Source organism: Sanguibacter antarcticus (assembly GCF_002564005.1).
Lineage (GTDB): Bacteria > Actinomycetota > Actinomycetes > Actinomycetales > Cellulomonadaceae > Sanguibacter > Sanguibacter antarcticus.
This window is the reverse complement of sequence record NZ_PDJG01000001.1, coordinates 2,577,818-2,601,971: the sequence shown is the minus strand read 5'-3', so window position 1 is coordinate 2,601,971 and position 24,154 is coordinate 2,577,818. Positions and strand designations below refer to the sequence as shown.

The window sequence follows — 24,154 nt, the reverse complement described above, 5'->3', positions numbered from 1 at the left end:
CAGCCCGCACGGCCTGGTGCGCGATCGGGTGCGAGGTCGCGGTCTCTCCCATAGTCTCGCCCGAGGTTCGAGCAGGTGGCACAGGAGGCGGACATGCAGGCGACGAGAAGCGGTGGCGCACCAACTGTGCGGCTCCATGCCACCCACGGGAGCGAGCCCGTCGAGGACGCAGACCTCCTCGGGCTCGTCGACCCGGTCGCGTCGTTCGACGGCGACGTCGAGCAGGCGCTCGCCTGGGCGGTCGAGGTCGGGCGCCACGCACCGCTCCCAGGAGCAGGCCGGACGGCCCTGCTGTGGGAGACGCTCGCGTCGACGGCTGCCCTCGACGTCGGTGTCGCGCGGATCCTCGAGCCGCACCTCGACGCGCTCGCGATCCTCGCAGCCGCCGGCGAGGTCGACCTCGAACACCTCGGAGCCGGCCCCGCGAGCACGTGGGGCGTGTACGCGGCGGAGGGCCCGGGCGTCCGGGTGACCGCGACGCAGCACGGCGCCCGCTGGATCCTCGACGGCGTGAAGCCGTGGTGCTCCCTCGCACAGTCGGTCTCGCACGCTCTCGTCACGGCCTGGACCGACGACGGCCGCAGGCTCTTCGCCGTCGACCTCCGCGATCCTGCCGTCACCGCAGATGCTGGTCCGTGGGTCGCCCGCGGGCTCTCGCAGGTGGTCAGCGCACCCGTCCGCTTCGACCGCGCACCCGCCGTCCCTGTCGGCGACACCGGCTGGTACCTGGCACGGCCCGGCTTCGCGTGGGGCGGGATCGGTGTCGCAGCGTGCTGGTGGGGAGGCGCCGTCGGCGTCGCGCGGGACGTCTTCGCGGCGTGCACCGCACGCGAGCCGGACCAGATCGCGCTCGCCCACCTCGGCGCGGTCGACACCGCGCTCACCGGAGCCCGCACAGCCCTGCTCGACGCGAGCGCGGCCGTCGACGCGCGCACGTCCCACGGCGTCGAGCTACCTCCAGGCGTCCTCGCGCGGCGCACGCGCACCGTCGTCGCCCGTGCGGTCGAGGAGACGCTCGGGCGGGCGGCGCACGCCCTCGGGCCCGGGCCGATGGCCCACGACGAGACCTACGCACGGCGCGTCGCGGACCTCGCGCTCTACGTGCGCCAGCACCACGGCGAGCGGGACGACGCAGCTCTGGGGCGTGACCTCGTCGCCGGCGGGACGCTCCCGTGGTGAACGAGGCGGGCGGTGCCAGCGACGGCCGCGCCGTGTTCGACCACCGCGACGCGGGAACGAGCGAGGCTCTCTGGGCGAGCGCCCTGCACGACGCGGCGCTGCCCGCTCTCGACGTCGAGGACGTGACGCACCTCGTGGTGCTCGCCGCCCACCCCGACGACGAGACGCTCGGGGCCGCGGGCCTCGTCGCGCACCTGTCCCGGCGGGGCGTGAAAGTCACGGTCGTCGTCGCGACGGACGGCGACGCGTCGCACCCCGGGTCACCCACGCACACGCCGGCCGACCTCGTGCGGGTGCGCCGCGCGGAGCTGCTCCGCGCGCTCGGCACGGTCGCCCCCGGCGCCGCGGTCCACCTCCTCGCGCTCCCCGACGGTGGGCTGCGCGAGAACGCGCACCGCCTGCGCGACGCCCTCGGCGCGGTGCTCGACTCCGCCCGCGACTCCGCCCGCGACGGCGCGGTCGGCGGGGTCGGCGGGGTCGGTGGCGTCCTGCTCGCCGCGCCGTGGTCCGGGGACCGGCACCGCGACCACCGTGCCGCAGGCGAGGTGGCCCGCGAGGTCGCCGCGAGCCGCGGTGTCGGTCTCGTGGAGTATCCGGTGTGGATGTGGCACTGGGCAGCGCCCGACGACGCGGCGGTCCCGTGGGACCGGCTCGCCCACCTCGACCTCGGCGGACCTGAACGGGCCGCGAAGGCCGCAGCGCTGGGGGAGCACGCCTCCCAGACCGCGCCCCTGTCCTCGGCGCCCGGCGACGAGGCGATGCTCGGCCCCGAGATGCTCCGTCACTTCGACCGGCCGGTCGAGGTGTTCGTCGTGGCCCAGACCCAGACCCAGACCCGCGCCCAAGCACCCGACCGCGCGACGCTCCCGCAGAGCTTCTTCGACGACTTCTACACGGGACGCTCCGACCCGTGGGGCTTCGAGACGCGCTGGTACGAGGAGCGCAAGCGCGCGGTGACGCTCGCGTCGCTGCCTCGTCCGCGGTTCGGGTCCGGTCTCGAGGTCGGATGCTCCACCGGCGTCCTCACGGCTGAGCTCGCCGAGCGGTGCGACACGCTCGTCGCTGTGGACATCGCGGCCGCGCCGCTCGAGGCCGCGCGCGCCCGGGTGGGCGACCGGGCGACGTTCCTCCAGCTTGCGACCCCGCACGAGTGGCCGCCCGGCTCCTTCGACCTCGTGGTCCTCTCCGAGGTCGGCTACTACTACGGCCCCGCGGACCTCGCTGCGCTCATCGACAGGGTCGTGGCTTCTCTCACGCCCGACGGCGTCGTCGTCGCCTGCCACTGGCGTCACCCCGTGGCGGAGTACCCGGCGAGCGGCGACACCGTGCACGCCGCGCTCGAGTCACGCACCGACCTGGCCCGTCTCGCCCGGCACGTCGAGGAGGACTTCCTGCTCGACGTGCTCGTCCGCCCGCCCGCCGTGTCTGTCGCAACCCGGGCAGGGCTGGCATGAGCACCGCGTGCGTGCCCGACGCGCCCGAGTCGTGGGAACCACCGCAGCCGGCGGTGGTCGACACGGTCGATGCCGTCCTCGTCGTCGTGCCGGTCCACGACGAAGAAGCCCTCCTCGATGCCAGCCTGCGCGCGCTCGAGGTCGCCGCCCGTGCGGCCGAGGGCATCGTCGACGTCGCCGTGACCGTCGTCCTCGACAGCTGCACGGACGGCTCGGCCGAGATCGCCGAGCGGTACGGGTTCCGGATCGTGCGCGTCGCGCAGCACACCGTCGGGGCAGCCCGCTCAGCGGGTGTCGAGGCCGCCCTGGCCGACCTCGCGGCCCGTCGTCCAGGCGTCGGTCTCTCGTCGGTGTGGGTGGCGAGCACGGACGCCGACTCGCAGGTCCCGGCGCACTGGGTCACCGAGCACGCAGCGGTCGCCCGCAGCGGCGTCGACCTCCTCGTCGGGACGGTCCGACCCGACGCCCGCGACCTCACGCCCGCGCAGCAGGCCGCCTGGTCAGCGACCCACACGCCCGGCGTCGCGAACGGTCACGTGCACGGGACCAACCTCGGGATCCGCGCGTCGGTGTACCGCGCGGTCGGGGGATACCCGGCGATCGCCGAGCACGAGGACGTCGAGCTCGTGGCGGCAGCGCGCGCCGTCGGAGCCCGCGAGGTGGCGACCGACGCCTGCTGGGTGCTCACCTCAGGGCGGACGGACGGGCGTACCCCCGGAGGGTACGCCCGCCACCTGCGCGAGTCGCTCCCGACGGGCTGAATCCCCGAGCGTCGGCGACCTGTCCCACGAGCTCGAGGGTCAGGCCCCCTCGAGCTCTTCTGGCGCCTCGTCGACGTCGGCACCCTCGGCCTGGTTCGGCTGCGTCGGAGCCTTCGAGCTGAGGCTCTCGGGCTGGGCGTCCGGGTCGGTCGCCGGGTCGTACGGCAGCTCGGACGGGTTCACGGTCGTCGCGTCAGAGGTCGTGTGCTCGGTCATGCGTGCACCTGCTTCGTGTGTAGGGGGGGGAGATGTTCCGTACCGGTCAGGATCGACCAGGGTGAAAGGCTCGTTCGTAGACAGAGGCCGCGTGCTCGACGCACCGCTGGGTCACCAGCGCGACCGGCCGGGCGTTCGCGAGCAGAGGCTCGGAGTTGCACCCCCGCCCGATGACGTCTCCCGTCAAGAGCCAGCCCGCGTTGCGAGGACGCACCCACATGTGGGTGTACTGGCACAGCTGACGTGCGATCCACTCCTCCTCGGGCCGGTCCCACCACGGCTCAGGGGTCAGGGGAGCGGCCGCGAGACCAGGCAGGTCGCACCCGCTCTCCTGGTCGTGGCTCCCCGTGCGGGCGTCGACCACCGGCCCGGGGCTGTACCGCAGATAGAGGGGACCGACCGCCCGTTGAAGGGCAGCGATCTCGTCCAGGTCACTCATCAGGGGCGCGTCTTCGAGCCCCTGGGGTATGTCGATGGAGCTGGTGCTCCCGGCGTGCGACGTGCTGCTCATGATGTCCTCCAGAGAACTGCACCGAGAGAACTACCGTGCCTCGTCGAGGACCACCCCGCATCTCGAGGAGCGGACAGCAGTCGAGGAGCGCGTCACGTCACGCCGGGGTGCCCTCCCGCAGAGGATGCACGACCGTGCCGCCCATGTGCGCCTCGCCCGCAGCGAACTCCGTGCCCCCGATGAGGACACGGCCCGCGCGCGTGACCTGCTCAGCAGCCCGCCCGTCGTCGTACTGGGCGGTGAAGCCACCCGAGAAGCTCACGTTGTACAACGACACCGGGACCCCCTGCTCGTCCGTCACCCACGCAGCGCACCACGTGCACACCCGGTCGGGATAGCGCGCGCTCGCGTTGCCCACCGTGCCGCAGACAGGGCACCGCGTCGCGCCCTCGAACAGTCCCAGGCCGCGCTGGGCCGTGAGCCTGCCGAGCCGCGAGAGGTCGATGCCACGCATCCCCGGCCACCCGTGGACCGCGAGCGACCACTCGCGCGGGATGAACCGCGTCCCGTGCCGAGCGCCGAGCAGCGCACCGGCGATCGCCGCGACCGTGTCCGTGTCGCCGCCGATGCGCACCGCCCGGTGCAACGCGTCAGGCAGGTGCGACACCGTCGCGTCGTACTCCGTGAACTCGCCCGCCGAGAAGAACGGCGAGTGCCGGATCGCGTGCCACGCCGCCTGGAACGCCGTCACCGTGAAACCGTTGGTCCGCAGGTCAGCCTCTGGCCGCGCACGCTCAGCATCCGCGATCCACGCCTCCCACACCGACTGCCGGTCCACCGGCAAGAGGTCCAGCCCTGCCCGGACGTCGAGCACCGAGCGCGTGACCGCCGCACGGATCGCCTCCGACCACAAGACGCACGACTCCGCCGCCAACGGGTCCGCGTGCGTCAGCTCAGCGACCGCACGGGCAGCGCGCGCCGTGCGCTCGCGGTCGTCGAGCGCCACGAGCCCGACGACGCCCGTGCGCATGAGGGCACCGTTCCCAGCAGTCTTCTGCGTCCGTTCGTGGAGCACGGACGACGCTGTCGCCAGACGCTCCGCAGCCCCGCCCGAGAGCGTCGCTGCCGCGCGCAGCACGCTGGCCGTCTGGGTGCCGACGTCGGTCGCACCCTCGGCGAGCCACGCCTCGAAGGCCGCCGCGACCTCGTCGAGCTCGTCCGTGCTCGTCAGGCCGCCGCCGCGCTCGCTCACGCGCGCGATGCAGACGGCCATCTGCGTGTCGTCGCTCCACTCTCCCGGCGCATAGGGGCCGAGGCCGCCACCGCTCATCTGCGCGTCGCCCTCCGGCGGCCACGCGAACTCGTACGGAACGCCCAGCGCGTCTCCGCACGCCTGGCCGAGGAGCACGCCAGACGCACGGTCCAGCACGTTCCCGTCGAGAGCGTCGGTGGTCATGGCTGAACATTACCTGGGGCGCTCCCGACGCCCGCTGGGTGACCACCGGGCGATCTCACGAGCCTCGACTCATGTTCGGTCGGGGGGTGCCGATGGAGGGGTATGCAGCACGAGACGCAGACCCAGGAGAGCGCGATCGGTCGTGCCCCGCGCAAGGTCCGGCGGTGGACCGCGGTCCTGTTCGTCCTCGAGGTCGTCGTCGTCGTCGCGCTCGTCACGTTCTCCTGGGTCAGCGGCTCCTGGACCTGAGCGTCACCCTCACGACGTCTCACCGTCCGGCGGCGCCACTGCAGCCCTGCCCGCCTCGAGCCGCGCGACCGGCACGCGGAACGGCGAGCACGAGATGTAGTCCAGGCCCACCCGGTGGAAGAACGCGATCGACTCCGGGTCCCCGCCGTGCTCCCCGCAGACACCGAGAGTGATGTCCGGCCGGGTCGAGCGTGCTTGCTCGACCCCGATGCGGACGAGCTCACCGACACCCAGCGCGTCGATCGTCTCGAACGGGGACACCGTGAGGACGCCGTTGGCCCGGTACGTCGAGAAGAACGCCGCCTCGACGTCGTCCCGCGAGAACCCCCACGTGGTCTGCGTGAGGTCGTTCGTCCCGAACGAGAAGAAGTCCGCCGCCGTGGCGATGCGCCCCGCCGTGAGCGCCGCACGGGGCAGCTCGATCATCGCGCCGACCGGGATCCTGAGCGTCACGCCCTCCCGCTCCGCGACCTCCGCGACGATCGCTTCCGCCTGGTCCCGCACGAGGTGCAGCTCCATGACCGACGCGACGAGCGGAACCATGATCTCGGGGTGCGGGTCCCCGCCCGCCTTGATGCGCTCCACCGCAGCCTCGGCGAGCGCTCGCACCTGCAGGGCGAAGAGCCCCGGCAGGAGCAGACCGAGCCGCACGCCGCGCAGCCCGAGCATCGGGTTGGACTCGTGCATCCGTGCGACGGCAGCGAGCACCGTGACGTCGTGCGCGTTCGGCGTTCCCGCAGCCTCAGCGAGCGCGACCTTCACCGCGAGGTCGGTGTAGTCCGGGAGGAACTCGTGCAGCGGCGGATCGATGAGCCGGATGGTGCACGGCAGCCCGTCCATCTCCGTGAGGAGCCCCAAGAAGTCGGTCCGCTGCAACGGGACGAGCGCATCCATCGCCGCCTGGCGCTCGGCGTCCTCGTCGGCGAGGACGATGCGCTCGATGAGCACGCGCCGCTCGCCGAGGAACATGTGCTCCGTCCGGCACAGCCCGATGCCCTCGGCACCGAGAGAGCGGGCCCGGTGGGCGTCCTCGGGGGTGTCCGCGTTCGCGTGCACGTGCAGGCGGCGCACCTCGTCCGCGTGCGTGAGGACGAGGTGGACGGCCTTGACGAGGTCGGTGACGTCCTGGTCGTCCTTCGTCGTCTCCAGCGTGGCCTCGAGCCCGTCCCTCAGGTAGCGCACCACCGGCGACGCATCCACCGGCACGTCGCCGAGGAACATCTCGCCCGTCCCGCCGTCGATCGCGATGCGGTCGCCCTCGTGCACCGTGCGGTCTCCCACCGTGAACGTGCGAGCGACCGGGTCGACGCTCACCTCGTGCGCCCCCACCACGCACGTGAGCCCCATGCCGCGCGCCACCACGGCGGCGTGGGACGTCTTGCCGCCGCGCGACGTGATGACGCCGACCGCCGCGATCATGCCCGAGAGGTCGTCTGGGTTGGTCTCGCGCCGCACGAGGATGACGTCCTTGCCCTCCGCAGCCCACGCCTCGGCGGTGGGGGAGTCGAAGACGACCGAACCGACCGCAGCCCCCGGCGAGGCGGGCATCGCGGTCGTCAGCAGCTCGTTCGAGTGCGGACCGAACTGCGGGAACAAGAGCTTGTCGAGCTGCGCACCGCTGACCCGGCTGAGCGCCTCGTCCATCGTGATGAGGTTCTCGTCGACCAGCTGGATCGCGATCCGGAACGCCGCCGCCGCCGTGCGCTTGCCCACGCGGGTCTGGAGCATCCACAGCTTGCCGCGCTCGACTGTGAACTCGATGTCGCACAGGTCCCGGTAGTGCGTCTCCAGGCGCCGCATCGCGACCTGGAGCTCGTTGTGCGCCGCATGGTCGAGCTCCGCGAAGTCCTGCAGCGACAACGTGTTGCGGATGCCCGAGACCACGTCCTCGCCCTGGGCGTTGACGAGGTAGTCGCCGTACGTGCCCACGACCCCGGTGGACGGGTCGCGCGTGAAGCACACACCGGTGCCGGACGTGTCGCCGAGGTTCCCGAACACCATCGACATGACCGTGACCGCCGTGCCCAGGTCGTCGGGGATGCGCTCGCGGCGACGGTACAGCCGGGCGCGGTCGGTGTTCCAGGACGTGAAGATCGCGGCGATCGTGAGGTCGAGCTGCTCGCGGGGGTGCTGGGGGAAGTCGCGGCCAGAGTGGTCACGGACGATCGCCTTGAACGTGTCGACGAGCTGTTCGAGGTCCTCGGCGGTCAGGTCGACGTCCGAGACGACGCCGCGCGCCGTCTTGAGGTCGTCGAGAGCCTGGGCGAAGAGGTCGCCGTCGATGCCGAGGACGGTCTTGCCGAACATCTGGACGAGGCGGCGGTAGGAGTCCCACGCGAACCGGGGATCGCCGGAGAACTCGGCGAGGCCCTGCACGGACGCGTCGTTGAGACCGATGTTGAGGACCGTCTCCATCATGCCCGGCATGGAGAACTTGGCTCCTGAGCGCACGGAGACGAGGAGCGGCTCGTGGAAGTCGCCGAGGCTGCGGCCGAGGGTGTCCTCGAGGCGGCGGAGCGCCATCGTCACCTCGACGCGCAGCTCGGGCGGCAGCAGACCGGTCGACAGGTAGGAGCGACACGCCTCGGTGGTGATGGTGAAGCCTGGCGGCACAGGGAGCCCCAGCCGTGTCATCTCGGCGAGGTTCGCCCCCTTGCCACCGAGCAGGTCCTTGAGGTCCTTGTTGCCTTCGCTGAAGTCGTACACATACCTGCTCATGACTACCCCCAGTCACCGGGCGGCCACCGCGGTGCGGCCACCTTCCTTCGAGTGTGGCCTGTCTTCCCCGAGGTGGCGACCCCGAGCGCGTACCCTGATGTCGCCGCCGGGACCGGTCGGTGCACCGCAGACGGAAGAGAACGATGAACCACGACGACGTCGAGGCGCTGCGCCGCGACAGCGCCGCCTGGCGGCTCCTTCGCGCTGACAACGCCGCACTCGTGCTGACGTTCCTCGGACGAGTCTTCATCGAGCAGAACATCCGGTCCATCGGCGAGACCGAGCTCGTCTCGCTCCTCGACGACGAGCTCTACGCCCTCAACACCGACGCGGACACACCCCTCTACCCGCGTCATCCCAAGGCCTACCTCGACGCGTGGGCGCACCGCGACGCCGGCTGGCTGCGCAAGTACTACCGCCCTGGGACGGACGAGCCGCACTACGACGCGACGCCTGCCGTCGAGAAGGCTGTCGGCTGGGTCGCGTCGCTCGCCGGGAGGTCGTTCGTCGGGACCGAGTCCCGCCTCAACACCGTCTTCGACCTCTTGCGCCAGCTCGCGCACGGCACCGAGTCCGACCCCGCGGTCCGGCTCGCCGAGCTCGAGGCGCGTCGCGCGCAGATCGACGCCGAGATCGCCCAGGTCCGCGACGGGCGGGTCACCGTCCTCGACCCGGCCTCCCAGCGAGACCGCTACCAGCAGTTCGCGGCCATGGCCGCCGAGCTGCTCTCCGACTTCCGCGAGGTCGAGGCGAACTTCCGGGCGCTCGACCGCGACATGCGCGAGCGCATCACCGGCTGGGACGGCTCGAAGGGCGAGCTGCTCGAGCAGGTCGTCGGTTCGCGGACCTCCATCGCCGACTCCGACCAGGGGCGCAGCTTCCACGCCTTCTACGACTTCCTCCTCTCGCGCGAGCGGCAGGAGGAGTTCACCGACCTCGTCGCCAAGGTGCAGTCGCTCGACGCGATCAGCGCGGTCGCCGCCCCCGGCGCGACGGGCGGCCCGGACAGGCGGCTGCGCCGCATCCACTACGACTGGCTCGACGCGGGGGAGCAGACGCAGGCCACCGTCCGGGTCCTGTCCGAGCACCTGCGCCGGTTCCTCGACGACCAGGTGTGGGCCGAGAACCGCCGGGTCATGGATATCCTGCGCAGCATCGAGTCCCGCGCCCTCGCGGTCCGGGACCACGTGCCGCCGCCGGGCACGGACGTCGACGTGGCGCTCGCCACGGAGATCGACGGCGTGGACCTCGACATCGTGCTGCCCATGGAGCGCCCGCTCTTCCGGCCCCACACCATCGAGCGCATCGACTCCGAGCACGTCGAGCCCGGCGCCGTCGACTTCGACACGAGCCTGCTCTTCGAGCAGGTGCACGTCGACCCCGAGCGCCTCGCCCGCGGGGTCCGCGAGCGTCTCCAGCACGAGGGCCAGGTGTCCTTGGTCGAGGTCGTCGCGGACCGGCCGCTCGAGCAGGGGCTCGCCGAGCTCGTCACGTACCTCTCGCTCGAGGACCCGCGCTTCGACGTGGTGCTCGACGCCGAGCGCACCGACGAGGTCCGGTGGACCACCGACGGCACCGAGCGCGTCGCCACGGTCCCGCGGATCACCTTCGCCCGGGCGGGATCCGCACCGGCTCTGGCAGCCCCTGACACCGACCCCGACACCGACCCCGACCCGCAGGAGGAACGATGAGTGAGCAGTCCGTCCGCTCCGAGCCGGAGCTGTCGTACGTCGTGACTGCGCTCATGAAGGGTGTCGTCTACCGGGACACTCACGAGCGGCAGTGGCGCGACCTCCTGCAGCTGCAGAGCCAGGCGCGGGACTACGTGGCGACCATCGGGCTGACCGTCGTCATCGACGAGACCGAGGGCTACGGCTACCTCCAGGCGCTGCCGGACGACGACGAGGACCGCGAGGGGACCCTGCGCCTCGTCGCGCGGCGCAGCCTGCCGTTCGAGGTGAGCCTCCTCCTCGCGCTGCTGCGCAAGCGGCTCGCGCAGTTCGACTCCGAGGGCGGCGACACACGCCTGGTCCTCGAGCGCGACGAGATCGTCGAGATGCTCCGCGTGTTCCTGCCGTCAACGTCGAACGAGGCGCGTCTCGTCGACAAGGTCGACGTGCACGTCCGGCGTGCGACCCAGCTCGGCTTCCTCCGCGAGGTCGAGGGCGGGGCGTTCGAGGTGCGTCGCATCCTCAAGGCGTTCGTCGACGCCCAGTGGCTCTCCGAGCTCGACGCGCGCCTCGGGGAGTACCTCGAGCACGCGACCGGCGCGGCGCCGGCCGGCTCCGCCGCTCACACCCGCAGCACACCTGACGCAGGGACGGACGACTGATGCAGGGACTCTTCAGCGCGGTCGAGCTGTACGACGCGGACGCGGACGTCGACCGTCGGGCAGGCTTCCGGCTCGAGCGGCTCGAGGTGCTCAACTGGGGCACGTTCGACCAGCGGACGTGGGGCTTCGACCTCGAGGGCCGCAACGCCCTGCTCACGGGGGACATCGGCTCCGGCAAGTCGACCATCGTCGACGCGATCACGACGCTCCTGCTGCCGGCCAACCGCATCAGCTACAACAAGGCTGCGGGCGCCGAGGCGCGCGAGCGCACCCTGCGCTCGTACGTCGCCGGGTACTACAAGTCGGAGCGCAACGAGGCGACCGGCACGTCCCGTCCGGTCGGCCTGCGGGAGGGCAGCACCTACTCTGTGGTCCTCGGGGAGTTCGCGAACCGCGGCTACGACGGCCTCGGGGTGCTCGCGCAGGTCTTCTGGCTCAAAGACGGCGACCAGGGCCAGCCCAACAGGTTCTACGTGACCGCGACGTCGCGCATGACCATCGCTGAGCACTTCGCCAACTTCGACGGTGACATCAGCACGCTGCGGCGGCGCCTGCGGGAGTCCGGTGCGCAGGTCCGTGACACGTTCGCCGACTACGGCAAGGACTTCCGCCGCATCCTCGGCATCGAGTCCGACCAGGCCATGGACCTGTTCCACCAGACGGTCTCGATGAAGTCGGTCGGAGACCTCAACGAGTTCGTCCGGCACCACATGCTCGAGCCGTTCGACGCAGCACGGTGGACCGACCAGCTCGTCGCCCACTTCGACGACCTCACGCGTGCGCACGACGCCGTCGCGAGGGCGCGCACCCAGATCCTCCACCTCACGCCGATCGTCGCGGACTGCGACACGTACGCCGACCTGCGGGACCGGATCGCGCGCGCCACCGCCCAGCGCGACGCGCTGCGCTTCTACACGGCGCACCGCAAGGACGCGCTCCACACCGCCCGCATCGCCGAGCTCGAGACCGCTGTCACCGCGCGAGACGCGCGTCTGACGATCCTCGGTGCCGAGGTCAGCTCGCTGGAGTGGGAGCGTCGCCGGCTCGAGCTGGAGCGGGCCGGCCAGGGCGGGGACCGTCTTGCCCAGATCGAGACAGCGACCGAGCGGCTCGCTCACGCTCGTTCGGACCGGGAGCGTCGCGCCAGCGAGCACGCGGGCTACCTCGCCACGGCGGGTCTGGAGTCGGTGACCGACGCCCACGAGTTCGAGCTGCGCCGTACAGAAGCCCACGTGGCGCACGGCACGGCCCGCACCGAGCTCGCGGAGGTCGAGTCGGCCATCGGCGACCTCGACTTCACGCTCCGTGACGTCAAGCTCGACAGCCGGGAGCTCTCGGACGAGATCAGCAGCCTGCGCGGCCGCACGACGAGCCTGCCGCAGGGCAGCCTCTCCGTCCGGGCCCGCCTGTGCGCCGACGTCGGGCTGTCGGAGGAGGAGCTGCCGTTCGCCGGCGAGCTCATCGCCGTCCGCCCGGAGCACGACGCGTGGGAGGGCGCAGCCGAACGCGTGCTGCGCAGCTTCGCGCTCTCCCTGCTCGTCCCGGTCGAGCACTACCCGGCCGTCTCCACGTGGATCAACGACAACAACGTAGGCCAGCGGCTCGTCTACCACCGTGTGCCCGCCCACGTGAGCGGGCGCTTCGACCGCACCGAGCGCGACCGGTGGCCGATGCTCGTCGAGATGCTCGAGATCAAGCAGTCGGCGTTCTACCCGTGGCTCGAGCGCGAGCTCGCGCGCCGCGCGTCCTTCGACTGCGTCGAGACGATGGCGGACTTCCACCTCGCCACCCGCGCGCTGACCCGCCAGGGACAGATCAAGCACTCGGCGACGCACCACGAGAAGAACGACCGCGACCGCATCGACGACCGCAGCCGGTTCGTGCTCGGCTGGTCCAACAGTGCCAAGGTCGACGCGCTCCTCGCGCAGGCAGCAGGCGTCACCGCACGCCTCGCCGACCTCGGCGGGCGACGCGACGCGCTCATCGCCCGCAAGGACGGGCTGGTCGACCGGACGCACGCTCTCAACCGGCTCGAGATGTTCCGCGACTGGAACGAGCTCGACTGGCAGAGCGTCGTCAACGACATCGCCGAGCTCACTGCCGAGAAGCACCGGGTCGAGAACGACTCCGTCGAGCTCGCCGAGATCGCCCGGACGCTCGACGACGTGGCGCGCAAGGTCGCCGACCTGACGCGCGAGCGCGACGAGCTCCTCGTGCGCAACGGTGGGGAGAAGCATGCGCTCGACGAGGCGAGGAGCCAGCGCGCCGCCGCGCAGTCGGTGCTCGCGGAGGCGCGACGCGGCGTCGTGCAGACGCACTTCGACGCGATCGGCGAGGCGTTCGAGGAAGCGTTCGCGGCATCTCGTGCGGCGGGGGTGCCAGACGACCACGACGCGGCCGAGCACCGCGTCCGCGCGACGCTCACTGCGACGATCGACGCGCTCCACAGCGAGCAGACGCGGCTCGCGACGAGCATCGCCCGCCAGATGCACGGGTTCAGCAACCAGTTCCCGGTCGAGACGTCCGAGATGGACGACGACGTGCGCGCCGCAGACGAGTACCGGGACCTGCTGCGCCGGCTCGACCGGGACGACCTGCCTAGGTTCGAGGAGAAGTTCAAGGACTACCTCAACACGAACACGATCCGGGACATCGCCCAGTTCAGCGCCGAGCTGCAGAAGCAGTCCGAGCTCATCCGCGACCGCATCGACGTCATCAACGACTCCCTGCGCGCGATCGACTACAACCCGGGGCGCTACATCCGCCTGGAGATGCAGTCGACCCCGAACACGGAGGTCCGCGACTTCCGGAGCCAGCTGCGCGACTGCACGGGCGACACGCTCGACGCGGAGGACGGCGAGCAGTACTCCGAGCAGCGCTTCCTGCGCGTGAAGGAGATCATCGAGCGGTTCCGTGGCCGCGAGGGGCAGTCGGAGGCCGACCAGGCATGGACCCGACGCGTGACGGACGTGCGCAACTGGTTCGTGCTCTCCGCCTCGGAGCGCGACCGCACCGACGACCACGAGCACGAGCACTACTCCGACTCCGGCGGCAAGTCCGGTGGGCAGAAGGAAAAGCTCGCCTACACGATCCTCGCGGCGTCGCTCGCGTACCAGTTCAAGCTCGACTGGGGTGCGGTGCGCTCGAAGGCGTTCCGCTTCGTCGTCATCGACGAGGCGTTCGGGCGTGGGTCTGACGAGTCGACGCGGTTCGCTCTCCAGCTCTTCCGCAACCTCGGGCTCCAGCTCCTCATCGTCACGCCGCTGCAGAAGATCCACGTCATCGAACCGTTCATCTCCGCGGTCGGATACGTCGACAACCCGACGGGACGCAGCTCGCGGCTACAGACGCTGACGATCCACCAGTACCGGGCGAAGCGCGCGCAGCACCTGGTCGGGGCGCTCGGCGGCGGGTCGGTGACGGACGAGGGGTGAAGTCTTCGCGCCTCTCGGAGCAGCTCCCGGGGGTCGGTGCAGGTGAGGTCGGCTCGGCGGTCTGCTCGTGGAACGTCCGGAGATGCCGTAGACGGGTGAAGTGTGCTGTTCGTGGTGGGTTCGTGCGGATGCCGGTGTCACGCTTGAGCCCAGCACGCGGGGGGCGTGGCTGAACCAGCAGGGGAGAACCACGTGCGCGCGACGACCTTCACGACCACCGGCCTGAGAACGTTGCTCGCCACGGTCCTCAGCCTGGCACCTGTCCTCGTCTTCCCGGGGACCGCGAGCGCGGCGGACGACGAGACAGACGACGAGGTCCAGGTCGAGGCGTGCTGCTACGACGTGCGACCGCCCCCACCGTGGGTCCTGGACGACGCGTACGTCACCGAACAAGACGTCCCGCTGGAGAGCCTGCGGACCGGGCGCAGCATCCTCGACAACGACAGCCAGTTCGAGAAGATCGACGCGTTCGTCAGGAGCGAGCCGGCGCACGGCACGGTGGAGATGGTCGAGGACGGGCACTTCGTCTACGTTCCTGCTCCGGGCTTCCAGGGCACCGACAGCTTTACGTACGTGGCGCTCGACGACTACGGGCAGGAGAGCTACGAGCCGGCGACCATCACGGTGACGGTCCGCCCCGCAGACCAGGCGCTGACGACGGCGCCGGACGTGTTCGAGACCCCCGCCGGAGTCGAGCTCGTGGTCGCCGCACCGGGGTACCTCGGCAACGACGTGAGCCCGGGCGGTCTGCCCGTGACGCAGGCGTCGGTCACGCCGGTGGTGCCAGCTGCTGCCGGGAGCGCGGTGCACTCCGCCGACGGCGCGTTCGTCTACACGCCGTCGCCGGGATTCCAGGGGAGCGCATCGTTCACGTACGTCGCGACGGACGGTGCGGTGCACGCGCTCCCGCAGACGGTGACCGTGCGCGTGGTCGGCGCTACCCCCGAGGCCACCGACGACGCCTACGTCCTCGACGAGGACACGACCCTCGTCGCCGAGAGCGTCTTGGCGAACGACGTGGGACCGGTCGGCTCCGTCCTCACGGCGGCGACGGTGACGGCTCCGTCGCACGGTGGGCTCGACCTCGCGCCGGACGGCACCTTCACCTACACCCCTGAGCCGGACTTCGAGGGCACGGACACCTTCACGTACGCGGCGAGCGACGGCACGAGCGCGAGCCCGCCGGGAACCGTGACGCTGACGGTCGACCCGGTCGAGGACTTCCCCCCGGTCGCGGTCGACGACGCATACACCATCGAGCAGGACACGACGATCAACATCCGCAACCTCGGGCTCAGCATCCTCGACAACGACGTCACGGACGTGGCCGCCGTCGCGGTGCTCGTCACAGGCTCCGTGCACGGGACGACCTACATGCATCCCGACGGGATGTTCGTGTATCAGCCCGATTCGGGCTTCCACGGCACCGACAGCTTCACCTACCTCACGAGGACGGGCTCGGACAGCGACGTCGCGACGGTCACGCTGACGGTCCGGGCCGCCGACCGTGCGCTGGTCGGGTCGTCGGACTCCTACCAGACGCCGATCGGCGTCGAGCTCGCCGTCGCTGCGCCGGGCGTGCTGGTGAACGACAGCAGCCCGGACGGACTGCCCCTCTCGGTCACGATCGCGGAGCAGCCGGACCACGGATCGATCGTCCTCGACGCCGACGGTGCGTTCCGCTACGTGCCGTCGCCTGGTTTCCAAGGGCTCGACTGGTTCGCTTACACCCTCACCGACGGGTTGGTGCAGAAGCGGGTGCAGATGTCGGTCCGGATGGTCGGTCCGAGCCCGGTGGCCGTCGACGACTCCCACTCGCTCTTGGAGGACAACACCTACGTGGCGACCTGGGGCATCCTGCACAACGACATCAGCTCGGACGGAAGGCCGCTCACTGCCCTCAAGGTGAGCGACCCGGCGCACGGCACAGTCACCGTCGCGCCGGACGGCATCTTCACGTACGTCCCGGACAAGGACTTCAACGGGACCGACTCGTTCACGTACCTGGCGAGCGACGGCACCACGTCGAGCGCCCCGGCGACCGTCATGCTGACCGTCCGCCCGGACGACGAGGCCCCGACCGTCGCCGTCCCGGTCCGCAACCTGACGACCGTGCAGGGCACGCCGTTGACGGGACGCATGACGGTGATCAACCCTGACAACCTGACGCTGGAGTACCGCGGGTACATCAACCGGCACCCACCGGGCGGGTCTGTCGTCATGGACGACGCCACGGGCGAGTGGACCTTCACACCCGTGTGGGACTTCGTCGGAGCGACATACGTCGAGACCGAGGCCTGCGACACCTACCTCGGCCGGTGTGTCAAGCAGGGGCTGAGGATCACCGTCACCCCAGCCGCCCAGGTGATCGTGACGCACTTCGACACCTACGAGCTCGACGAGGACACGACCCTCGTCGCGGGGAGCATCTTGGCGAACGACGTCAGCTCGGCAGGCACCCCGCTCAGCGCGACGCTGGTGAACGGACCGTCGTACGGCGTGGTCTCTCTCGCACCGGACGGAACGTTCACCTACACGCCCGATCCAGGCTTCCACGGCATGGACGCCTTCTCGTACGTGGCGAGCGACGGCACGACCTCGAGCATCCCGACAGGAGTCTCGATGAGTGTCCGTGCGGTCGACAAGCCTCCGTCGTTCGCGGTCCCGACGCTGGCGGTGGCCGCCGTGGAGGACACGCCGACGACGGGTGAGGTGACAGCGATCAACCCCGACGGGCTGACGTTGACCTACACCGCGGTCAGCGTCGGGACACCGGGCGGCTCGGTCGTCATGGACGCGTCGACAGGTGCATACACGTTCACGCCGGACCAGGACTTCGTCGGGCTCGCGCAGGTCGACGTCGAGGTCTGTGCCCCGGACGGGCCGTGCGCCACCCAGAGGCTGGACCTCACGGTGAGCAGCGTCGCCGACGCGCCGGTGGCCGCCGACCAGACCGTGGTGACCACGTGGGGCAAGGCGGTGAAGGGCACCTTCACCGTGAGCGACGTCGACAGCCCGACGCTGACCTTCGCCGTGACCAGCGCACCCCAGCGAGGGAAGGTCGCCGTCGACCCCGCGGCGAGGACGTTCGTCTACACCCCAGCCTGGTGGTCGACGGGGGACGACTCGTTCGTCGTCACGGTGTGCGACCCGGACGGTCTGTGCGACTCGGCGCGGGTGACGGTCGACCTCCGGCGCAGCTGGTGGATGCCGTCGTCGATCCCGTGGCTGGATGCGTTCGTGACGACAGCACGATGACCTCGTGCGCCCCGCGGACCTGACAGCAGGCACCGGTGGTCACCTGCCGACGGGTGAAGTGCGCTGTTCGTGCTGGTTTCCTGCGGATGCCGGTGTCACGCTTGAGCCCAGCGCACGGGGGGCGTGGCTGAACCAGCAGGGGAGAACCACGTGCGCGCGACGACCTTCACGACCACCGGCCTGAGAGCGTTGCTCGCCGTAGCTCTCGGCCTGGCACCCGTCCTCGTCCTCGCGGGACCAGCGAGCGCGTCTGACTACGGCGAGGGGCCGCAACCGCCGTGGTCTGTCGGCGACATGTACGTCACCGACCAGGACGTCCAGCTCGACAGCCGGCGGACCGGGCACACCCTGCTCGACAACGACAGCAAGTACGGGGCCGTCTACGACACCGTCGTGAGCGAACCGACGCACGGCACGGTCGAGCTGGTCGAGGACGGGAGCACGAACGGACACATCGTCTACACCCCGGACCTGGGGTTCAACGGCGTCGACACCTTCACCTACTCCACCTTCTCCACCGACGACTGGTACCACGAGCGGCCCAGCGGCCCCTCGACCGTCACGGTGCTGGTCCGGCCCGCGGAGCGTGCGCTGGTGACAGCGCCCGACAGGTACACAGCCACCGCCGGCGAAGACCTCGTGGTCGCTGCGCCGGGGTACCTCGCGAACGACAGCAGCCCGGACAGCCTTCCGCTGTCGCAGTCGTGGATCTCTCCCGTCACCGTCGGGACCGTGGTCCAGCCCGCGGACGGGTCCTTCGTCTATACGCCACCGGCGGGGTTCACGGGAGCCGCCTCGTTCACGTACGCCGTGACAGACGGCGTGGCGCACTCCGCTCCGCAGACGGTGACGATCGAGGTGGTCGACTCGACGCCCGTGGCCGTCGACGACGCCTACGAGCTCGACGAGGACACGCCCCTCGTCGCCAGCAGCGTCCTGACGAACGACTTCGGTCCGGCCGGCCGGCCGGACGAGGCCTCGACGGTGACGGACCCGGAGCACGGCACGCTCGCCTTCGCACCCGACGGGACCTTCACGTACACCCCTGATCTCGACTTCGCGGGGACGGACTCCTTCACGTACGTGGCGAAGGACGGGTCCGCGGAGAGCGAGCCGGCGACCGTCACGCTGACCGTCGCGTCGGTCGAGGACTTCCTCCCGGTCGCCGTCGACGACGCGTACACCACGGACCAGGATCTCCAGCTCGACGCCCGGAACGTCGCTCGCGGCCTCTTCGACAACGACGACCTGGACGCCGTCGGCACAGCGACGATCGTCGACAGCACCACCCACGGGACGGTCAGCTTGAGTCCTCAAGGGCGTTTTGACTACTACCCTGAGCCGGGGTTCCACGGCACCGACAGCTTCACGTACACGGTGACGACCAGCTCGGTGAGCAACGTCGCGACGGTCACGCTGACGGTCCGGCCTGCGGACCGCGCGCTGATCGCCACCCCGGACTCCTACGAGACCCCCGCCGGAGTCGCGCTCACGGTCGACGCTCCGGGTCTGCTCGCGAACGACGTCAGCCCAGACGGCCTGCCGCTCCAGAGCATCCTCTACCACTACAACACGGGCTACTACTCGACCGGAGGGCGGCTGTCCGTCGCGTCTGACGGGTCCTTCGTCTACACGCCGGCTCCCGGGTACCAGGGGGCCGACCGCTTCACGTACGTCGTGTACGACGGGCTGGGATACACCGACGAGGTGACGGTCAGCATCCGTGTGGTCGGTGAGGGCCCTGCGGCTCGCGACGACAGCTACGGCGTCACAGAGGACGACGTCTACACCTCGTCGTGGAGCGTCCTGGCGAACGACGACAGCCCTGCCGGGAAGCCGCTCACGGCGACAAAGCTGACCGACACCGAGCACGGCACGGTCACCATGGGGTCGGACGGCGTGTTCGTCTACACCCCCGACAAGGACTTCAACGGCCCGGACTCCTTCACGTACGAGGCGAGCGACGGCACGATCGTGAGCGCCCCGGCGACCGTGCGGATCAGCGTCCGGGCGGTCGACGAGCTCCCGGAGTTCGATCCGCTGGTCGTCCAGCTCGAGACGGTGGAGAACACCCCGCTCTCCGGCAAGGTCACGGCGATCAACGTCGACAACCTGCCGCTGCAGTACGGCGTGTACTTCTTCGGGTACCTCAAGGAGCGGGACACGGTGCCGGGCGGATCCGTCACCGTCTCGAGCTCGGGCAGCTACGTCTTCACCCCCGCCGACGAGTTCGTCGGTCTCGCGCAGATCAAGATCTCCGCGTGCACCAGGCTCTTCCAGTGCGCGACCCAGCGGCTCGACATCACCGTCACCGCTGCCCCGCGTGCTCCCGTGATGGCAGACCAGACCGTCCAGACCTTCTGGGGCAGATCTGTCACGGGGGCTCTCGACGTGACCGACGTCGACAGCCCCACGCTCGCGCTCGCTGTCACGACGGCACCGCAGCGCGGCACCGTGGTGCTCGACACGCAGGCGCAGACGTTCGTCTACACGCCGGCCTGGTGGTCGACAGCCGACGACGCCTTCGTCGTCGAGGCGTGCGACCCGGGTGGTCTCTGCGGCTCGGCGACCGTGACGGTCGACCTCAGACGGAGCTGGTGGATGACGCCCCCGCGGGTGAGTGCTCTCTCGTCCCTGTTCGGGTGGCTCGACCGGTTCGTGGTGATGGGCCGATGATGACGACGAAGAGGACCGCGTGCCCCGCACGTCGTCGGTCGACCGTCCTGGGCGTCGTGCTCGCCGCGGCCCTCGGGCTCGGGGTCCCAGCCCCCGCGAGCGCGGCGGAGCCGACGCCTGCGGTCGCTGTCGACGACGCCTACGTCACCGATCTGGACCGCGCGATCGGCAGCGCGGCCTACAAGGCCGATGTGCTCGCCAACGACATCGGGTACTCGTCGTCGACGGTCGAGGTCGTGAGCGGACCGACGCACGGCACGGCCTCGATCTTCCGGAGCGGGGGCCTGGTCTACGTCCCGGAACCAGGGTTCAACGGCAGCGACAGTCTCACGTACCGGCTGGTCAACGGGACCGTCTCGAGCAACGTTGCGACCATCAGCCTGACGGTCCGGCCTGCGAGCCTCTCGCTGGTCACGGAACGAGACTCCTACACGACCCCGGCGGGCGTCCCGCTCGTGGTCGACGAGCCGGGTCTCGTCGGTAACGACAGCAGCCCGGAAGGGCTGCCGCTGAGAGCGGTGCTCGTCCGGGGGAGCAAGAACGGGAAGGTCGTCCTCAGCGCCAGCGGTGGCGGTGCCTTCACCTATACGCCGGACGTGCAGTACGAGATCTTCCAGGGTCTCGACTCCTTCTCCTACGCCTTGACCGACGGCCTGGCGTTCTCCGCCCCGGTCGAGGTCACGCTCCGGGTGCGGGGGTCTGGTCCTGTCGTCAAGCACGACGTGCACGTCCTCGACGAGGGCACGACCCTCGTCGCCGAGAGCGTCCTGGCGAACGACCGGGCCCCGGAGGGCACCTCGATGACGGCCGCGACGGTGACCGGGACACGGCACGGCACCCTGTCTTTCGCGCCTGACGGCACGTTCACCTATGTCCCTGACGTGGGCTTCACCGGGACCGACCTGTTCGTGTACCAGGCGAGCGACGACCTCGACGTGGGCAACCTCGGCCTCGTGATGCTGGTGGTCGTCCCGGTCGCGGACGTCCCGTCGGGATAGCGAGCCGCGGCGGGGCGTCGCGCGTCACCTCCGGGCCGACGCGCCTGTCTGCCGGGGTCGCGCTGCGACGGCGCGCGACCGTCCTCCGCGGTGCAGCACGGCCGCTCCCCGCGGAGCCGGCGCGCGTCGTGCACGCTGCGGGCGGTCTGCCGTGAACACGAAGCGACGCTGCACCTGGAAGCTCACGACGAAGAGCACCGCCTCGGTGAGCACCTTCGCGGCCAGCAGCCCCGTCCCGGCCTGTGTGAGCGCCCACAGCATCGAGGCGTTCGCCGCGAGGAGGACGAGGACGAGAGCCCAGTAGTGCACAGCAGCCGTCCCGAGCCGGGTGCGGTGGTCGGGGTCGAACACGAGGCGACGGTTGGCGAGGAAGTTGGCCCCCGAGCTCACGGCGCGCGCGCCGACGACCGACACGAGGAGCGAGCCCGTCAGCGAGTGCAGCAGGAGCAGCGCCACGGTGTCGAGCGCGAAGGCCCCGAGCGACGACAGCGAGAACTTGAGCAGCGGCGCGTAGATGCGCACGGAGTCGGCCACCGGCCGGAAGTGGGACGACGCGTTCTCCTCGAGGTAGATCGTCGCGATCTCGACCTCGTCGATCCCGTAGCCAGCACCGCGGGCGCGGAGCAGCAGGCTGAGCTCGTACTCGAAGCGGTCCCCGGGGACCGAGCGCAACCACGGGAGCATCGAGGCCGGGTAGCCCCGCAGCCCGGTCTGCGTGTCCTGGACCGGCACCCTGGTCACGGCACGGAACAGAGCGCGGGTCGCCGCGTTGCCGAAGCGGCTGCGTGCAGGGACCTCGCCGGTGAACCGGCGGGCGCCGAGGACCATGGCGGCGGGCTCGCCGTCGTCCTGTGCGCGGCCGATCCTGCCGGCCACCCGGAGGATGTCGACCACGCTGTGCTGCCCGTCGCAGTCGGCGCACACGACGTCCTCGCCCGGGTAGGTGCGCTCGACGAACGCGAACCCCTCCTTGAGAGCGAAGCCCTTGCCACGGTTGACCGGCAGGTCGACGACGCTCCCGCCGAGGCGGCGGACGGCCTCGAACACGTGCTCGTAGGCGGGACCGCTCCCGTCGTCGACCACGAGGACATGGAGCTCGGGTGCGGCGGAGCGGATGGACGAGACGAGGTCGACGAGGCTCGTGGCGGGCTCGTAGGCCGGGACGAGGACGATCATCTCTGGCCCTCAGCCCGCGATGTAGAGGATGTCGGACGTGGCACGTTCTTCGCCCGTGCCGAGCGGGTCGTTGACGAGCTCGCCGTCGAAGTACATGGTCGACGAGCCGCCACCGTCGAGGTTGTACGCGGTCGTCGCGCCGAGCCCTTGCATGATCTCGGCGAGCTCCGTCATCGTCACGCCCTCGCTGTACCCGGGGCTCCGACCGTCGACGACGACGAACACGAGATGGTTCGTGTCGACGATGCCGACCGCCGTGCGCGGCTGGTCGCCCTGGATGGAGTGGTTGCCGACGTTCGTGTCGACCTCGACGTCCTCGATCCCGTCGAGCACCGCACCGTCGTCGACGAGCGCGGGACCGAACGAGAGCGTGTTCCACACGCCGTCGGCGACGAGCTCGTCGGCCGTCGTCGTCGTCTCGTCGTACACCTCGACGGTGCCGTCGGTGTAGAAGGCGAGGCCGTCGCGGGCACCCTCGTCGCGGTAGGCGACCCCGTTGCGCACGACGATGCCCGTGTCGCGGAACCCGTAGTAGTCCCCGTTGATCGCGAACACCGCACCGTTGTCCTCCGCGATCGCGGAGGTGGTCTCGGTGATGTTCTCGCCGAACGCGTTCTGCGCGAACGCGGACCGCAGCGTCGTGGCGTCGTCGAGGACGACGTCGGCGACGTAGTACGTCACCGTGCTCTCGCCGCTCCCGGTCACGACGGTCGAGATCGTGACCCCGGCGGCGTCGGAGGTGTACGTCGTGTCGGTGACGACCGCGTCGGCGTCGGTGGTGCTCGTGGTGCTGGCGGTCTGCCCGGTGACGCTCGCCTCGTAGGCCGCGACGTCGGCGATCTCGACGTGCTCGAAGACGTACCTGTCGAGCGCCCACCCGGTGCTCCCGGTGAGGACGAGCGCGACGGCGAGGAACGCGACGAGCAGCTTGCGGTGGCGAGGGGCTCGTCTCTTGGCCGGCGGGGTCTCACGAGCGGGTGCGGTGTCCATGCCTCTTGTCTACGGACCCGACGTGAGCCTGCGCCCTGATGACCCTGTGGACCCGCTGAGACTGCTCCGGCTGCCGGTGCCGGCCGCTCAGGTCAGAGGTGGACCGCGCCCAGCTCGGAGAACACGGCGGTGTTGAGGTCGAAGGCGACCTGGGCCTCCGCCGCGACCCGGGCGCGCTCCGCCGCGTCGAACGGCAGAGCATCGAGGCGCGCGCGGTACTCGTCCTTGAAGAGCTTCGGCTTGGGGATCGCCGGGAACGAGTAGAAGCTCACCGCGTCGTCCGCGACACCGTACGAACGCTGGAGGACCGCCTTGACGGCGAGCCCGCCAGAGAGGTCGCCGAGGTACCGGGTGTACGCGTGGGCCACGTACCCGCCGACCCAGGTCCCGGCGACGTCCCGCAGCCGCTCGGCGTAGCGCAGGGTCGCCGGCAGGGTCCGGATCTCGTCGCGCCACGCCGGGCCGACGAGGACCGCGAGGTCGGCCTCGAGCGCCGCGAGCCGCGGCAGCTCGTCGAACACGATCGTGGCTCCGACCACGTCGGCGCGGACGAACAGCTCGGCCTGCTCGAGCGCGCCGTAGATCGCGTGGTGCTGCGCAGCGAGGTCGGCGTACGCGGCGACGTCGAGCCTGCCCGCCATGAGCCGCCCGATGAACGACGTCCCCTCGGCCTGCTCGTGCTGCGTGCGCGTCGCGGCACGCAGGTGCACGGAGAGCGGCTCGGCGTCGAGGGCACTCAGGTCCAGGGCGGTTGCGGTCATGCGGGCTCCTCGGGGTCGGGACGGTAGCCCTCGGTGCGGCCGGGA

The 24,154-nt window shown here is 70.8% G+C and carries 17 protein-coding genes; 10 read left to right on the top strand and 7 right to left on the bottom strand.

Annotated elements, in window-relative coordinates:
- Positions 1-93: 93 nt before the first annotated feature.
- The 3 genes from ATL42_RS11790 to ATL42_RS11780 are packed head-to-tail and all read left to right on the top strand — an operon-like array spanning position 94 to position 3,394.
- Positions 94-1,179, top strand: a complete 1,086-nt coding sequence (locus ATL42_RS11790) for an acyl-CoA dehydrogenase family protein (RefSeq protein ID WP_245862482.1) — start codon at positions 94-96, stop codon at positions 1,177-1,179.
- Positions 1,176-2,633, top strand: a complete 1,458-nt coding sequence (locus ATL42_RS11785; RefSeq protein ID WP_245862480.1) for a bifunctional PIG-L family deacetylase/class I SAM-dependent methyltransferase — start codon at positions 1,176-1,178, stop codon at positions 2,631-2,633. Before ATL42_RS11790 ends, ATL42_RS11785 begins: the two co-directional genes overlap by 4 nt.
- A complete protein-coding gene (locus ATL42_RS11780) occupies positions 2,630-3,394 on the top strand; it encodes a glycosyltransferase family 2 protein (protein ID WP_098455511.1) in 765 nt (254 codons plus the stop codon). Before ATL42_RS11785 ends, ATL42_RS11780 begins: the two co-directional genes overlap by 4 nt.
- Positions 3,395-3,433: 39 nt before the next feature.
- On the opposite strand, the gene ATL42_RS16455 is transcribed toward ATL42_RS11780, so the two are convergent.
- From ATL42_RS16455 to ATL42_RS11770, 3 genes are all read right to left on the bottom strand, one after another.
- Positions 3,434-3,610, bottom strand: coding sequence for a hypothetical protein (locus ATL42_RS16455; protein WP_169925413.1), 177 nt, complete (start codon positions 3,608-3,610; stop codon positions 3,434-3,436).
- A 46-nt stretch (positions 3,611-3,656) separates the two neighbouring features.
- On the bottom strand, positions 3,657-4,121 hold the full coding sequence (locus tag ATL42_RS11775; protein WP_098455510.1) for a DUF6098 family protein: 465 nt from the start codon (positions 4,119-4,121) through the stop codon (positions 3,657-3,659).
- Positions 4,122-4,218: 97 nt separating this feature from the next.
- Complete coding sequence (locus ATL42_RS11770) at positions 4,219-5,517, bottom strand: ADP-ribosylglycohydrolase family protein (protein WP_098455509.1); 1,299 nt, start codon at positions 5,515-5,517, stop codon at positions 4,219-4,221.
- 102 nt (positions 5,518-5,619) lie between these two features.
- On the opposite strand from ATL42_RS11770, the gene ATL42_RS16445 reads away from it, so the two are divergent.
- A complete protein-coding gene (locus ATL42_RS16445) occupies positions 5,620-5,766 on the top strand; it encodes a hypothetical protein (protein WP_169925412.1) in 147 nt (48 codons plus the stop codon).
- Between the two features lie 9 nt (positions 5,767-5,775).
- Here ATL42_RS16445 and ppdK read toward each other — a convergent pair whose 3' ends face one another.
- Complete coding sequence (gene ppdK / locus ATL42_RS11765) at positions 5,776-8,484, bottom strand: pyruvate, phosphate dikinase (protein ID WP_098455508.1); 2,709 nt, start codon at positions 8,482-8,484, stop codon at positions 5,776-5,778.
- 143 nt (positions 8,485-8,627) lie between these two features.
- Between ppdK and ATL42_RS11760 the strand changes: the two genes are divergently transcribed.
- From ATL42_RS11760 to ATL42_RS11735, 6 genes are all read left to right on the top strand, one after another.
- Positions 8,628-10,175: a DUF3375 domain-containing protein gene (locus ATL42_RS11760; RefSeq protein WP_098455507.1), complete on the top strand. Its 1,548-nt coding sequence runs from the start codon at positions 8,628-8,630 to the stop codon at positions 10,173-10,175.
- Positions 10,172-10,816 carry a DUF4194 domain-containing protein gene (locus ATL42_RS11755; protein ID WP_098455506.1) on the top strand — a complete coding sequence of 215 codons (645 nt, stop codon included), beginning with the start codon at positions 10,172-10,174 and terminating at the stop codon, positions 10,814-10,816. Before ATL42_RS11760 ends, ATL42_RS11755 begins: the two co-directional genes overlap by 4 nt.
- Positions 10,816-14,250, top strand: coding sequence for an ATP-binding protein (locus ATL42_RS11750; protein WP_098455505.1), 3,435 nt, complete (start codon positions 10,816-10,818; stop codon positions 14,248-14,250). The genes ATL42_RS11755 and ATL42_RS11750 overlap by 1 nt, the downstream gene beginning before the upstream one ends.
- Before the next feature lie 165 nt (positions 14,251-14,415).
- Positions 14,416-17,508 carry an Ig-like domain-containing protein gene (locus ATL42_RS11745; protein WP_098455504.1) on the top strand — a complete coding sequence of 1,031 codons (3,093 nt, stop codon included), beginning with the start codon at positions 14,416-14,418 and terminating at the stop codon, positions 17,506-17,508.
- Positions 17,509-17,631: 123 nt separating this feature from the next.
- Entirely contained in the window at positions 17,632-20,184 is a 2,553-nt protein-coding gene (locus tag ATL42_RS11740) for an Ig-like domain-containing protein (protein WP_098455503.1), read from the top strand.
- The gene (locus tag ATL42_RS11735; RefSeq protein WP_169925411.1) at positions 20,184-21,182 is read left to right on the top strand and encodes an Ig-like domain-containing protein; all 999 of its coding nucleotides are present in this window, start codon (positions 20,184-20,186) and stop codon (positions 21,180-21,182) included. The genes ATL42_RS11740 and ATL42_RS11735 overlap by 1 nt, the downstream gene beginning before the upstream one ends.
- Before the next feature lie 24 nt (positions 21,183-21,206).
- Here ATL42_RS11735 and ATL42_RS11730 read toward each other — a convergent pair whose 3' ends face one another.
- The 3 genes from ATL42_RS11730 to ATL42_RS11720 all read right to left on the bottom strand — a co-directional run bounded on the left by ATL42_RS11730 (position 21,207) and on the right by ATL42_RS11720 (position 24,109).
- Entirely contained in the window at positions 21,207-22,358 is a 1,152-nt protein-coding gene (locus ATL42_RS11730; RefSeq protein WP_098455501.1) for a bifunctional glycosyltransferase family 2/GtrA family protein, read from the bottom strand.
- 9 nt (positions 22,359-22,367) lie between these two features.
- A complete protein-coding gene (locus tag ATL42_RS11725) occupies positions 22,368-23,348 on the bottom strand; it encodes a phosphodiester glycosidase family protein (RefSeq protein WP_098455500.1) in 981 nt (326 codons plus the stop codon).
- A 92-nt stretch (positions 23,349-23,440) separates the two neighbouring features.
- Positions 23,441-24,109: a biliverdin-producing heme oxygenase gene (locus ATL42_RS11720; protein ID WP_211281810.1), complete on the bottom strand. Its 669-nt coding sequence runs from the start codon at positions 24,107-24,109 to the stop codon at positions 23,441-23,443.
- Positions 24,110-24,154: the final 45 nt, after the last annotated feature.